The following is a 13,198-nucleotide window of genomic DNA, read 5'->3' as shown; positions in this document are numbered from 1 at the left end:
TCAGCGAGACCTACTGCTGAACTGTTTCCCGGCTACTTCGTCACAGCCGGCTTGCCGTGCGAATCCAGCCACGCCTGACCGGCTTTCGCCGCCTTCGACAGCGCGATGCGCTCGCCGAGATAGGTCGCGGGCGCCCCGACGACGGGGACATACGCGAGCATGCGGAACGGCGCCATCGGCTGCGGTCGTTTGTCGAACTCGTCGTCGACGGCACGGAGCAGCTTCGCCGCATCCCAGATGGCGGCGAACAGCGACCTCTCCCGCTCCTCGGGTTCGGACGGCAGCGACGTCCCGGACTCGGCGGTGACATCCGGGTTCGTGAGATCACGTTTACAGAGCACCGACGCGAGCAGCTGCACCTGTCGTTTGCGATCGGTGACCTCGTACTCGCGGGCGATCGCGACCAGCACCATGGCCTGGTTGGCGAACCCGAGGTACGGGGTGATCGGCAACCGCTTCGCCCACACGCCGAAGACCCCCGGGAACGCCACGGCGCCCGTGTTCAAGGTGCCGATGCGGGTCACCCACCAGCTGGCGCGCTTGTGCATGGACCGCTCGGACCAGCCCTTGGTACCTGGCCATTCGGCGGCGTCGAGCAGCTTCGACGCGGCGTGCTGGGCCTGCCGCAGGCGCGAGTCGGGGTGGTCGTCGTCGTGGAAGGTGTGGCCCTTCAGGCCGAGCGGGTCCCGCTCGGCGAGTGCGTCGAGGACGGGGTTGATCACCCCGACCACGTTGTCGAGAACGCCGGCCAACTGTTGATCTGACATCCGAGGCACCCGCCCAGCCTAGTGGTGGGCCGGCCGTTTGGGAGTCGACGACCCCGGGCTGATAAAGTAGCTCGCGGATGGTCGCAAGACCTCCAGGGGCTATGGCGCAGTTGGTAGCGCGACTCGTTCGCATCGAGTAGGTCTGGGGTTCGATTCCCCATAGCTCCACCGAAAACGGCAGCTCAGACGGCTCCGCCCGGAACCCGGGCGGGGCCGTTCCGCATCTAGCAGACCGGCCTCGTTCCGAGATCAGGAAGCGCAGGGAGTGAAGTGGGAGGCGGCGTGATCGCCGCACAGCGGCACCGACATCTCGGGAGATATCCCGGCAGGCGTCACCATCTCCCAGTGGGTGGCCCGGCGATGGCAGTCGACGACGTAACAGGCGGGGGCGAACGAGTTTTCCACGCCTGAGCAACGTGTCAGTACGCTCGGCAATTCCCGGGACGGGGGGTGCCACCACCGGGTCCACAGCGTCGACAATCAGTGGAGGGTGACCGAGGGTCCCGACACCGACGTGCTCGTCGCGTGTCCGCAGTAGTTCCTCCGCGATTGTCGCTCGGCGAGGGTGCAGACAGATCCGCGCCCGGGGCGGTACCCCGGACGCGGATCTCTGACCGTCGCAGTCGACCTGCTACGTTGCCGTATCGTCCGATCCTGATTCAATCGCGCCCGTGACGAGTTCGACGATCGCGTCGGTGATTGCGCCTTGAATGATGCTTGCCATCTGTGACCCCGATTTCTTGATGGATGAGTGCCTTGCCGTCAATACATTACGGTAGAAACATGGGCCTCGCGAACTGAGTAGGCCATGATGAAAGTAAATTCTTGGTTGATGGAGTGTTATTCGCCTGACAACCGACGAACCCGAAGTGTTTTGTCGAACCCACGGTGTGGCAGATCGATATTGCATGGTGGCCGACAGATTGCCTTGCCATGATCAGGACGTTGCAATGAACAGCTCGAAATCTAGTATCGATGAACGAATCAGTGATAGCGAACTGGCATCTCCTTGATGCCGTTGAGCCAGCCGGACCTGACTCGAATCGGCTCGCCGGTTTTGGTGAGGTCGGGGATGATGTCCGCGACGGCGTTCATCATGATGTCGATTTCCATCTTGGCGAGGTTGGCGCCGATGCAGTAGTGCGCCCCACTGCCTCCGAACCCGAGATGCGGGTTGGGGTTTCGTGTGATGTCGAAGGTGAATGGATCTCGGAAGACAGTGTTGTCGTAGTTGGCTGACCCATAGAAGAGGCCTACGCGTTGGCCCTCGCTGATGCGCGTGCCGTTGAGTTCGGTATCCTGCGTAGCTGTTCGCTGAAAACAATTGACCGGGGTTGCCCAGCGAACGATCTCGTCGGCAGCCGTGGACGGACGTTCGCGGCGAAATATATCCCACTGCTCGTGGTCGACGAAGAACGCGCCGGTGAGGGCGACCGCGACGAGAAGGACGACGGTGGCCCGATCCATCAGCTTCTCGGCCGCGGCGGACACCGAGATACGTTTCCGCAGAACAGGTCCGGCAGCGCGCATTGCGTAGGTGCCGACTGCGAGGAGTGTGATCCCGATGGCCAGGGAGACGCCGGCGCTCATCGCGATGTCCGAACGGTGTCGTGCTCGAGCGTGTCATTCGGCTCGGCGTTCCGGGCGTCGGCGCCGGTCCTCGTGCGGGGCAGATCCGGTGCCTCCGCGGATGCCGACCGAAGGCGGCGGACCACCTCGAGGGCGGCGAAACCGCCGAGTGCACCCATGATCGGCAACCCGGCCGGTAGGAACGGCGTCGAGGAGACGGCCACCGCCGCGCCGACGGTCACCGCCGCCCAGGTGGCGCCGTCGCGAAGGGCGGGGATGGCCAGCGCGGCGAGAAGGGCGGGGAAGGCGGCGTCGAGGCCGAGGCTCGCGGGGTCGGCGACCACGCCCCCGAGGGCGGCACCCAGGGCGGCGCCGACGGGCCAGGAGATGAGAACTCCCAGCCCGCACAACAGGAACGCGGCGCGTGCGCGCCGGGGATCGGTCTCGGCCGTCGCCAGGGCTGCCGTCTCGTCGTTGATGAGGTGGGAGCCGAGCAGGATCTCGGGCGTGCCGCGCAGGTGCTTTCCGACGGCGAGGCCGTATCCGAAGTTCCGGGTGTTGACCAGCAGGCCGGCCAGCGCGGCCAGGATCGGCACCCCGCCCGCGGCGAGAATCCCGACGAAGACGAACTCCGACGATCCGGCGAGCACGATAGTGGCGATCAGGACGATCTGCCAGAGAGTGAGGCCCGCGCCGTGCGCGGCGACCCCGTACGACGTCCCGATCACGAGCACCGACAGCGACATCACCACGACAGCGCGCAGGGTTGCCGAGTCGAGTGTTCTCCAAGCCGAACGCATGACTATCATAGTGAACAGTGGAGGAGTGTTCGTCAAGATGGACGATCGGACGGTTTGATGAACGAAGCGCGCTCGGTGAATCCGAAAGAGCTCGTCGCCGCGTCATTGAAGCGAGAACGCGCACGAGCCGGTCTGTCGCTGACCGAACTCGCCCGGCGCGCCGGTATCGGCAAGTCGACGCTGTCCCAGCTCGAATCGGGGGAGGGGAACCCCAGTGTGGAGACGCTGTGGGCCCTGTCCACGGCTCTGGGGGTGCAGTTCTCGGCGCTTCTGGATTCGCCTACGCCCACGGTCGAGGTCATCCGGTTCGGTGAGGGACCGGTGATCCCGGCCGCGGACGCCGATTACTCGGCCACGCTGCTGTCCACCGCGTCGCCGGGTTCCCGGCGCGACATGTACGTGATCCGGGCCGAGCCGGGTAAGCCCAGGGTCTCCGCCCCGCATGCGCGCGGGATCGTCGAGCATGTCGTGATCAGTTGCGGCCGAGCGCGTCTCGGGCCCACCGATGCCACCGAGGTGCTGTCGGCCGGTGACTACATCTCGTATCCCGGTGATGTCGAGCACGTCTTCGACGCGCTCGAGCCGGGCACCGTCGCGGTGATGCTCAGCGAGGCGTTCTGAGGTTGCGGGACAAAACCTTTCAAGTCCGGACAGGCCTGGGAAGCGCCGGTGAAAACCGCCCTCGAGAGGCGCGGCGTCGACCGCATGCCGTCGTGAGCACTGTCCTGGGCGGTCTTCGGTCGGATTTCCGACGACCCTGCCGGTGTGGGCGAAACGCGACGTGCATCACAGCGATTCGCGGTATCGATCACCGACGCGTACTGTTGCCAGAAGTGATGCGCCCGTACAGGCCGCGTCTAGCGTCGTAGAACGCCTCTCTCGCAGGTCCGGACATTCCGACACCGGTCGGCCACCTGCCATTGACTTCATACGGCGAACGAGCTCGCGCACCCGCGTGTTCGCCACCGGCACCGCCCTTGCACGTCAGTCGTGCTGTTCGCGTGCCAAGCACAGGAAGAAGCCTGCACACCACATGACTGCTGTCCTCGAAAACCCGGCCACCTCCACCGATGCTGCTGCGTCGGCGCCCGGTGTGTCGTTCGAATCCCTCGGTGTCCCAACCGAACTCGTCAAGGTTCTCGTCTCTCAGGGCAAGACCGACGCCTTCCCGATCCAGAAGGACACCCTCCCTGACACCCTCGACGGCAAGGACGTCCTGGGCCGCGGCAAGACCGGCTCGGGCAAGACCCTCGCCTTCTCCATCCCGCTCGTCGCCGGCCTGGCCGAGATGCAGGTCAAGCGCTACGTGGGCGCACCCACGGGACTGATCCTGGCGCCGACCCGCGAACTCGCGACCCAGATCGCCGCGGTCGTCGAGCCGCTCGCCGCCTCCGTGGGACTCACCGTCACCACCGTGTTCGGCGGCGTCAAACAGACCCGCCAGGAGCAGGCGTTCCGGCGCGGAGTCGACATCGTCGTCGCGTGCCCCGGACGTCTCGAGGACCTGATGCGTCAGGGCATCGTCCGGCTCGACGAAGTCGAGATCACCGTGATCGACGAGGCCGACCACATGGCCGACCTCGGCTTCCTGCCCGTCGTGACCAAGATCCTCGCCGCGACCCCCGCCGACGGTCAGCGGATGCTGTTCTCGGCCACGCTGGACAACGGCGTCGACAAGCTCGCCAAGCGCTTCCTCGACAATCCGGTGCAACATTCGGTGGATTCGGCGGAGTCGCCGGTCGCCGCGATGACCCATCATGTCTTCGAGGTCTCCTCGGCGGGCAAGCAGGACCTCGTGGCCGAGTTGGCCTCCGGCACCGGTCGTCGAATCCTGTTCATGCGCACCAAGCACCAGGCCAAGAAGCTCGCCAAGAAGCTGACCGAGGCCGGGATCCCCGCTGTCGACCTCCACGGCAATCTCAGTCAGGCTCAGCGCGACCGCAACCTGGCCGCCTTCGGTGAGGGTGAGGTCCGTGTCCTCGTCGCCACCGACGTCGCCGCCCGTGGCGTGCACGTCGACGGCATCGAACTCGTCGTGCATGTCGATCCGCCGGCCGAGCACAAGGCGTATCTGCACCGCTCGGGCCGCACCGCCCGCGCCGGGTCGGCCGGCGACGTCGTGACCGTCTGCCTGCACGAGCAGCGTCGTGAGGTCGCACAACTACTGCGCAAGGCCAAGATCAAGGTGACACCCATCGCTGTCGACGCATCGTCGGCAGCCGTCGACGAGCTCGTCGGCGAGCGCGCCCCCCGCGTGTCCGCGGCGGCACGCGCAGCCGCCGAGGCCGCTCGTGGTGGCGGTGCACAGGGCGGCCGGTCCCAGGGCGGTCGTTCGCAGGGCGGTCGTTCGCAGGGGAGTCGACGCGGCGGTCGTGGCCGAGGCCAGGGCGGCAACGGCGGCGCTCGTGGCGAGAGCCGGAGCGCCGGAACCGGCGGCGGCCGGAACGCCACCGGCGGTGACTCGCGCGGTACTCGCGGCGAGGGCCGCGGCCGTCCGGCTCGGAGCGACTCGCGCGCGGGCGGTTCGCGCTCGTCGGACGCACGAACCGGAGGCCAGGGACGCGGCGCCGGGCAGTCGCGCAGCGGCGACCAGCAGCGGGCGGGCGCCCGCGGGCAGGGACGCCGGGCGAGCCGTCCCGCTGGCTCGCCGACCGGTCGCTGAGCCGAGCACGGCGCGGGTGTCACCGCCCGCACACCATTGACGTCGCATGCGACATCAATCCGGCGGCGCGACCTCGATCGAGGTCGCGTCAACGGAATGATGTCGCATGCGAGTTTTTCCTGGAGCGCGGCGTGCTGTCGTCACCCGCGCCCCTGCGCCGCGGCGCCCGCTCAGGCGGGCAGGAATTTGTGCTGGAGGCGAGGAGCGAGCCACGGCCGGGCACCCCAGGCGATGCCCTTCCCGGTGAGGCCGACCCACCCCGGGGACAGGCGACCGTAACCGGCGAGGAGAGCGGTCGCGGGGTCCACGCTGATGTGGACGTCGGGCCGGCGTGGCTCCGGCGGATCGATGTGCAGCTCGCCGTCGGTGAATTCGTAGACGTGCCGTTCGCCGCACCCGCGGAGCCGGATGTCGTAGGTGCCGGAGTGCCCGGCGGCGTGCAGCGGATCGACCCAACTGGGCAGGATGTGTTGGCGTGCCCGGATGATCATCAGCACCACGTCCGGTTCGACCCACCAGCGGGCCCCGACAGCGCGTGCGATGTCGCGGGCGTGCACCACGAACTCGCCGATCAGCAGGCCGAGAGCGGCGTCGGCCCGGATGACGCGGTCGCCGTCGAAGTGCATCTTCGGGACCTGCGCGTGGAAATGCGACACCTCGTCGACGAGTTCGCGGAGGTCGTCGGTCAATCGTCGGCAGAGCACTGTCACGTCGCGCGTCGGCAAGTTGGCGATCTGTTTGGCATTGAAGTCGGGTACGTCGACCGCCGAACAGCACCACTCACCTTCGCCGCGCGCGAGTTCGAGAAAGCGCGACGGCGCCATCGCGACATGGCCGACACAATCGGTCAACATCCAGGCGGGGGTGTCGGGGAGCCGGGTGTCGGGGTCGCCGACACCGAGCACGAGATCGGTGAACCGATCCGCAGTCGTGAGCGCGGCGTCGATGTAGTCAAACCTCGAGAACATCCCCGTCGCGCGTGGTTCCTCCCCCCACATGGCGTACGAGATTACCCCGGCCCGTTGCGACGTGCGACACATTCCGTGCCAACACGTCGAACCTGTGGACAGATGTGCAAGGTGCGCAACATTATTCACAAACGCGCACGATGATTCTCAGTCACGTGACACCGCCGGGGCGGCTTCGCCGAGCCGTACGCAGACGACGCCGAGCACGATGAGCAGGCCGCCGGCGAGTTGAATCGGTGCCGGCAGTTCGTCGAGCACGAGCCAGGCGAAGACCACCGCGAACAGCACCTCGGACAACGCCACGAAGGACATCACCCGGGCCCCGAGCAGCCGGCCGCCTGCGATGCCGAAGCCGTAGGCCATGGCGGCCGAGACCACACCCAGCAGCACGAGCGGGATCCACCAGGCCACCTCGAGCGCACCGACCTCGACCGGGTCCGTGGTCATGGTCATCGGCAGGATCCCGGTCAGCCCCGCGACGACGAGGGCCAGTGCGCCGATGAGCAGGCCACCCGCGGCCAGGCTCAGGGGCGGCCAGCCCGTGCGGTCGTCGGCGGAGATCACGAAGTAGGCGGCGGCCCCGACCATCGCGGCGAGCGCCCACAGCACCCCGATCGCGCTGATCGGGACGTCGCCGGTGAGGTCGAGGACGAGCGCGAGTCCCCCGATCGCGAGTGCCGCGCCGAGCACGGTGACGCGACCCGGACGCTGACCGTGGCGCAGCCACATCCACACCAGCACGGCGACCGGGGCGGTGTATTCGATGAGCAGCGCGACGCCGACCTGCAGGTAGGTCACGGCATAGAAGTAGGCCAGCTGACAGCCGGCCACCGCGAGGAGTCCGTAGGCGACGAGCACCGTCCAGGACCGTCGGCCCGGCTGCTCGGGCAGCGGCTGCCGACGGTCGCGAAAGGCGAGGAAGCCGGGAATGGCCAGGACCAGACCGCCTAGTGCGATGCGGACGGTGACGGTCGCACCGGCCGTCCATCCCGACTCGATCATGGCCCGGGCGAGCACCCCCGAGATGCCGAAACAGGCCGACGAGATCAGCGCGAGTGTGAGACCCAGCGCGGGTCGCGAGAGCGGCGCAGTGTGGTCCGCGGTCCTCACGGATTCTTGGCGGCGACGATGGCCGAGCGAACGGCCTCCCGGCATTCCGTGCCCGTCGGCTCACCCGTTCCGAGGTAGAAGCTGCCCGGACGTCCTTCATGACCGGCAAAGCCGGTCACCGAGAATCCGTCGGATTCCGGAACATACGGGGTCGACGACATCGACGCGGCGGCGAGCGGACACGACAGCGCCGACACCCCACGTTCGGCCCCGGACACCACGACGATCAGGTGGGTCGGATGCAGCACGATGAGCGTCTGGTGCTCGGAATCGGGGTCGACGGGGTTGCTGCGTCGTCCGAAGAGCTTGCCGAAGAACGTGGTCGACGGTGGGTTGATGCTCCGGGTGATCCACGCCGGCAGGTCGTCGGTGACGGTGAGCTGTGTCGAGTCGGCATGGTCGCGCAGCGTGGCGGCGACGTCGGCGGGTAGATCGGACAGATCGGCGCGCACGGTGGTGCGCTGGTACGCGGGGAGCCCCATGGCTGAAATCTAGCGCAGCAGTCCGTCAATCGAGGCCGGCGACGGACGACGCGACGCCGAGGCGTCGGCCGAGCAACCGACGGCGACGCGGTGCCGAGGCCTCGGTCGCGTTCGACTCGAGGTCGTCGAGCAATGAGGCGACGGTCTGCGCCGAGTCGGTCTTGTTGGTGCCGATGAAGCCCGACGGACCGCGCTTGATCCAACCGGTCACATACATCCCGGGTACGGGCTCGGTCCCGTCGAGCACGCGGCCGTCGAGGTGCGGGATGATCCCGGCCGCGTCGTCGAACGGGAGACCCGGGACCGCGACACCGCGGTAACCGACCGAGGTGAGGACGAGCCCGGTGTCGAGCCCCACCGTCTCGCCGGTGGGTTCGATGCCGACCGCGGCTCCGGAGTCGTCGACGACCGGACGGTTGCGGCCGGCGGTCAACGTGCGCGCGCGGCCGTCCGCACCGGCGGTCACCTCCATCGGAGAGGCGAAGAACGCCAATCGGATTCGACGGCCCTCGGGTTCGGGGCGGGCGGCGCACTCGGCCAGGAGATCGAGCTTGGCACGAGTCGTGGTGTCCAGGTCGGCGGGTGCGGGCAGCGCTTCGAGGTCGGCGGCGTCGACGGTGACCGGGACCCCCGAATCGACCAGTCCGATGAGTTCGGGCAGGGTGAAGGCCGCGTGCGCGGGTCCGCGGCGGCCCATCACCACCACCTCGCGGACCGATGAGGACCGCAGCTTCGCCAGTGCCGGACGGGAGATGTCGGTGGCGGCGAGGGTGCCCGGGTCGGCGACGAGGATGCGTGCGACGTCGAGGGCGACGTTGCCGTTGCCCACGACCACGACGCGCTCGGTGTCGAGATCGACGTCGAGGTCGGCGAAGTCGGGATGGCCGTTGTACCAACCCACGAAGGATGTCGCGCTGGACACTCCGGGGAGATCGAAACCCGGCAGCGCGAGTTGCCGGTCGGTGGGTGCCCCGCCCGCCCAGATCACGCCCTGGTGACGGGCGCGCAGGTCGGCCAGGGTGAGGTCCCGCCCGACCTCGGTGTTCAGCAGGATCTCCAGTCGGGGGTTGCGCGCGATGTCGTCGAACAGCTCCATCACCTTGCGGGTGTGCAGATGATCGGGCGCGACGCCGAACCGTGCCAGCCCGAACGGCCGGTCGAGACGTTCGTACATGGTGACCGAGACCTGTGGCTGCCGCAGCAGCTCGTCGGCCGCGTACATCGCCGACGGGCCCGAACCCACGATGCCGATCGAGATCGAGGTGTCGACGGCCAGCTGCCGCGGACGATCGATGGGCGCGAGGGGTAGCCGACGGGCCGGGTCGACGGGGAAGCGCGCGGCTCCGTCGGCCGGATCGTGGTACTGGGTCGCGTTGACCTCGACGAACCGTTCCTGCCCAGCCGGCAGGCGATGTCCCGGGACGATGGCGCCGACCGGGCACGCACTGACACATGCGCCGCAGTCGACGCAGGTCGCGGGATCGATGTACAGCATCTCGGCGATGCCGAAATCGGGCTCTTCAGGCGTGGGGTGGATGCAGTTGACGGGACATGCGTACACGCACGACGCGTCGCCGCAGCACGCCTGGGTGACGACGTGGGGCATGGTCTCGGGTTCTACCTGCGTTCGGGGTTCGGGTTCAGGCCGCGGTGTAGGTGGGCTCGCTGCGGAACCGCGACGGGCGGCCGCTGATGCCGAGCGCGCGCCACAGCAGGCGCGAGACCGGGTTCATCAGTCCGCTCTGCTCGCCGAGCATGCGGACGTCACCGAAGACGTTGCGCAGGAACCGCTTCGACTCCGGCGACCGCCAGAAGATGTCCTTCATGACCGCGTCGGGCACGTCGAACCGCTTGGCGAAGCTCCGCGGGGGCACCACGATGGCGCCGCAGAGGATGCGCATGGTCAGCGGGAGAATCAGCGACAACAGGAAACGCTGGACGCGTCCGCGCTGCGGCACCTGCTCGCGGATCAGGTGGTGGGCGAAGGAGATGTGGCGTGCCTCCTCGGCGACGTGCAGCTGCATCACCGCGGCCATCGTCGGGTGCAGGCTCGCGCGGGTGCGCAGGAAGTCCTTCTGGATGTGGTCGATCGGCTCCTCGCCGCCGAGCACACCGAAGAAGAAGACGGTGGGGAAGACCGTCGAGACCAGCGGAACGAGAGGAGAGATGAGGCGATAGCCCAGCTTGGCCCCGGGAACGTCCATGCCGGTTCGGTTGACGAACTCCTGGAACATCAGGGTGTGGTTGCACTCCTCCTTGGATTCGTGCGTGGTGTAGCGGAATTCGCGGGCACCGTTGGGGAGTTTGAAGCTGTACTGCATCAGGCCGCGGATCAGGAGCGACTCGAACTGCAGGCCGACCTTGGCGACATTGGCCTGGCGCCACATGCCGATCTCGATCTGCTTCTCCTGCGGCAACTGCTGGTACCACGGGTGGCGGCCGATCGGGTCGACCTCGTAGGACAGAATCCACCGCGGATCGTTCTTGACGATCGCCATGTCCGGCGCGTCCCAGTCGATGTCGACGTACGGGTCGAAGTTGCGATGGACCGATGCCGCGGACAGGTCGTCGAGGACCTGGTCGTAATCGTGGTCGCTGCCGGACTTGTCGTGCTGCGGCACGTAGCGGGCGGGGGCCTCGTGCTCCCGGTCGGTCGGGGTCAGTGCTTTCGTCATCGTCGCATCCCTTCGGGGTGGGCGGCTCGGCCGGTGAAACAGACCACAGCGGATGACTCGAACGTATTTCGACGGGCCGCTATTGTCAACACTCGATGTCACGTTCGATACCGGCACAATGCACCGGTGCGTTCACCGGCAAGCCTGCCCGACTCCGCGCAGTTCAGGGGCTGACCTGGTGCGACGGGTGTAATTCGTTCGGGTTATATAACCCCGTCGCGAGCATCGCCGCGGGTTAGAGTTACCGCACCATCCGTGCCCGCGTCTGCTCACCTGGAGGAGCGATGTCCCGTCGTGTTCCGCACGCGTCCCGGCATTCTCGGGGCGCGACGCATGCCGCCCGCGTCGGTCGACGCGGCCTGCCGGCGGTACCACGCACCCGGGTCCGGTCGTGACCCAGCCGCCGCACGGTCCGACGCGTGTCGTCCCCGACCCCGGAGGGCCCCTGCCGGGCGCACCGGGTCCGCGGCCACCGGGGCCCGCCCCGCGTCGCCCGGGACCCCCACCGCCCGTTCCGCCTCGTCCCGGACCGATGCCCGGCCAGGCGCCCCCCGCGCCGCGGCCGGGCCCTGGGCCTGTTCCGGCGCCCGGACGAGGCGCTCCCGGGCCCGCGGGCGCCGTCGGCGATCTGACACCGGGGCTGGTCGACACCGACATCTGGACCGATGCGATGGTCGAGGCCGCGGGCATCCCGATCGTCGACGTCCCGTTCGTCACGGTCGGCTCGGGCATCGGGTCATTCGTGACCGTCGACTATCTGCGCATCTGCGGGGTGCCGCTCGACCGGATCGCGGTGCTCGGCCCCCAGGACGTGCCCTGGCACAGCTACGAGTACCTGACCCGGGTGTCGCAGATCCCGCGCACGGAGCGCCTGCGTTCGGATTCGGCGTCGACCCCGGACAACATCTGGGGTTTCCCGTCGTACGCGGTGCGGGAGGCCTGGGCGGACAAGAAGCTCAAGCCACTGTGGAATGTGCTGGTGGAGCCCGTTTTCGCGAACTTCTACACGCCGAGGGCCGGGCAGGCGTTCGAGTCGATGCAGAAGGAATGCGAGCGGATCGGCTATCTGAAGTGCCTGCACCGTGGTCAGGTCCGGATGATCCGACGCCGCGCCGCCGGTGGCTACTTCACGATTCTCACACCGCCGCAGGGGACTTCGCCCACCAAGCGGGTGGCCTTCCGCAGCCAGTGGGTCCATGTCGCGATCGGATACCCGGGGATCAAGCTCCTGCCCGATCTCCAGGCGTTCCGCGAGACCTACCGCGACGCCAGCAAGGTCGTCAACGCCTACGAGTCGCACGAGCACATCTATCAGTCGCTGCAACGCAAACCCGGCACCGTGGTGATCCGCGGTGCGGGGATCGTCGCGTCGCGGGTCCTGCAGCGGCTCATCGACGATCGCGACGCGTACGGGCTCCAGACGCAGATCGTGCACCTCTTCCGCACGTATTACGACAAACCCCACGGCCCACACATCTTCATGCGGCGCAAGGGCAAAGACGGTTGGGCCTACCAGGGCTTCAACTATCCGAAGTCGGTCTGGGGCGGGCAGCTCAAGGCCCGCATGCGCAAGCTCGAAGGACACGAGCGCGCGGAGGCGTACAAGCAGATGGGCGGGACGAACACCCCTGTCCGCGACGACTGGCAGGAGCAGTTGGCCCGTGGGCGGCGCGAGGGCTGGTACCGCGTCGCCGTCGGCAAGGCGGAGAGTCTGCTGCCGGCTGCGGGCGGGCAGGGGGTGGTGACCACCGTGCGGGTCGACCCGCATGCACCGATCCGGCAGGACCACCGGCCCGACGGCACCTTCGAGATCTACGCCGACTACGTGATCGACTGCACCGGACTCGAAGCCGACGTCCGCGAGCACCGCCTGCTGCGTGATCTGCTGGACCACACCGGCGCCGGCATCAACCCGGTCGGCCGCATGGACGTCGAACGCGACTTCGAGCTGAAGGGGACACGCAGCGGAAACGGCAAGCTGTACGCCTCGGGCAGCGCGACGCTCGGCGGTTACTTTCCCGGCGTCGACACCTTCCTCGGTCTGCAGATCGCCGCCCTCGAGATCGTCGACGACCTTGCCCGCCAGGGGTTCTGTCGACGACTGACGCCCTGGCGATCGACCGCCCAGTGGTGGCGCTGGATGAACAACAAGGGAGTCGACTGAC

At 68.0% G+C, this 13,198-nt stretch carries 10 protein-coding genes, 1 tRNA gene and 1 pseudogene; 4 read left to right on the top strand and 8 right to left on the bottom strand.

The window, feature by feature from the left end; all coding sequences use genetic code 11:
• Positions 1–32: 32 nt before the first annotated feature.
• Positions 33–776 (bottom strand): hypothetical protein, encoded by a 744-nt coding sequence (locus KB201_RS02365; RefSeq protein ID WP_082652911.1) that lies wholly within the window; start codon positions 774–776, stop codon positions 33–35.
• Positions 777–862: 86 nt separating this feature from the next.
• On the opposite strand from KB201_RS02365, the gene KB201_RS02360 reads away from it, so the two are divergent.
• A tRNA-Ala gene (locus KB201_RS02360) sits at positions 863–935 on the top strand.
• A gap of 816 nt (positions 936–1,751) precedes the next feature.
• Here KB201_RS02360 and KB201_RS02355 read toward each other — a convergent pair.
• Together KB201_RS02355 and KB201_RS02350 are read right to left on the bottom strand one after the other, a co-directional pair.
• A pseudogene (locus tag KB201_RS02355) lies at positions 1,752–2,180 on the bottom strand (cytochrome P450); the annotation flags it as partial.
• Positions 2,181–2,353: 173 nt separating this feature from the next.
• Positions 2,354–3,136 (bottom strand): AzlC family ABC transporter permease, encoded by a 783-nt coding sequence (locus KB201_RS02350; RefSeq protein WP_078112171.1) that lies wholly within the window; start codon positions 3,134–3,136, stop codon positions 2,354–2,356.
• Between the two features lie 57 nt (positions 3,137–3,193).
• Here KB201_RS02350 and KB201_RS02345 point away from each other — a divergent pair, with 57 nt between their 5' ends.
• Together KB201_RS02345 and KB201_RS02340 are read left to right on the top strand one after the other, a co-directional pair.
• Positions 3,194–3,757, top strand: a complete 564-nt coding sequence (locus KB201_RS02345) for a helix-turn-helix domain-containing protein (RefSeq protein ID WP_058251475.1) — start codon at positions 3,194–3,196, stop codon at positions 3,755–3,757.
• Between the two features lie 412 nt (positions 3,758–4,169).
• Complete coding sequence (locus tag KB201_RS02340; protein WP_211538236.1) at positions 4,170–5,798, top strand: DEAD/DEAH box helicase; 1,629 nt, start codon at positions 4,170–4,172, stop codon at positions 5,796–5,798.
• 170 nt (positions 5,799–5,968) lie between these two features.
• Here KB201_RS02340 and KB201_RS02335 read toward each other — a convergent pair whose 3' ends face one another.
• The 5 genes from KB201_RS02335 to KB201_RS02315 all read right to left on the bottom strand — a co-directional run bounded on the left by KB201_RS02335 (position 5,969) and on the right by KB201_RS02315 (position 11,033).
• Positions 5,969–6,796 (bottom strand): maleylpyruvate isomerase N-terminal domain-containing protein, encoded by an 828-nt coding sequence (locus KB201_RS02335; protein ID WP_211538235.1) that lies wholly within the window; start codon positions 6,794–6,796, stop codon positions 5,969–5,971.
• A 117-nt stretch (positions 6,797–6,913) separates the two neighbouring features.
• Entirely contained in the window at positions 6,914–7,921 is a 1,008-nt protein-coding gene (locus tag KB201_RS02330) for a DMT family transporter (protein WP_058251474.1), read from the bottom strand.
• On the bottom strand, positions 7,873–8,358 hold the full coding sequence (locus KB201_RS02325) for a hypothetical protein (RefSeq protein WP_058251473.1): 486 nt from the start codon (positions 8,356–8,358) through the stop codon (positions 7,873–7,875). Before KB201_RS02325 ends, KB201_RS02330 begins: the two co-directional genes overlap by 49 nt.
• Before the next feature lie 25 nt (positions 8,359–8,383).
• Positions 8,384–9,964, bottom strand: a complete 1,581-nt coding sequence (locus KB201_RS02320) for a 4Fe-4S binding protein (protein ID WP_058251472.1) — start codon at positions 9,962–9,964, stop codon at positions 8,384–8,386.
• A gap of 34 nt (positions 9,965–9,998) precedes the next feature.
• A complete protein-coding gene (locus tag KB201_RS02315; protein ID WP_211538234.1) occupies positions 9,999–11,033 on the bottom strand; it encodes a diiron oxygenase in 1,035 nt (344 codons plus the stop codon).
• A 532-nt stretch (positions 11,034–11,565) separates the two neighbouring features.
• On the opposite strand from KB201_RS02315, the gene KB201_RS02310 reads away from it, so the two are divergent.
• Positions 11,566–13,197, top strand: a complete 1,632-nt coding sequence (locus tag KB201_RS02310; RefSeq protein ID WP_078112165.1) for a hypothetical protein — start codon at positions 11,566–11,568, stop codon at positions 13,195–13,197.
• The last annotated feature ends 1 nt before the right edge of the window (position 13,198 follow it).

This window comes from Gordonia sp. SCSIO 19800 (assembly GCF_018132775.1).
GTDB classification, from domain to species: Bacteria; Actinomycetota; Actinomycetes; order Mycobacteriales; family Mycobacteriaceae; genus Gordonia; species Gordonia hongkongensis.
The sequence above is the reverse complement of the archived record's forward strand: the minus strand, read 5'-3'. Positions and strand labels throughout refer to the sequence as shown.

Coding starts and splice junctions, on each gene's coding strand:
- KB201_RS02350 (WP_078112171.1), bottom strand. CDS start 3,136: ATGCGTTCGGCTTGGAGAACACTCGACTCGGCAACCCTGCGCGCTGTC.
- KB201_RS02345 (WP_058251475.1), top strand. CDS start 3,194: ATGAACGAAGCGCGCTCGGTGAATCCGAAAGAGCTCGTCGCCGCGTCA.
- KB201_RS02340 (WP_211538236.1), top strand. CDS start 4,170: ATGACTGCTGTCCTCGAAAACCCGGCCACCTCCACCGATGCTGCTGCG.
- KB201_RS02335 (WP_211538235.1), bottom strand. CDS start 6,796: ATGTGGGGGGAGGAACCACGCGCGACGGGGATGTTCTCGAGGTTTGAC.
- KB201_RS02330 (WP_058251474.1), bottom strand. CDS start 7,921: ATGCCGGGAGGCCGTTCGCTCGGCCATCGTCGCCGCCAAGAATCCGTG.
- KB201_RS02325 (WP_058251473.1), bottom strand. CDS start 8,358: ATGGGGCTCCCCGCGTACCAGCGCACCACCGTGCGCGCCGATCTGTCC.
- KB201_RS02320 (WP_058251472.1), bottom strand. CDS start 9,964: ATGCCCCACGTCGTCACCCAGGCGTGCTGCGGCGACGCGTCGTGCGTG.
- KB201_RS02315 (WP_211538234.1), bottom strand. CDS start 11,033: ATGACGAAAGCACTGACCCCGACCGACCGGGAGCACGAGGCCCCCGCC.
- KB201_RS02310 (WP_078112165.1), top strand. CDS start 11,566: ATGCCCGGCCAGGCGCCCCCCGCGCCGCGGCCGGGCCCTGGGCCTGTT.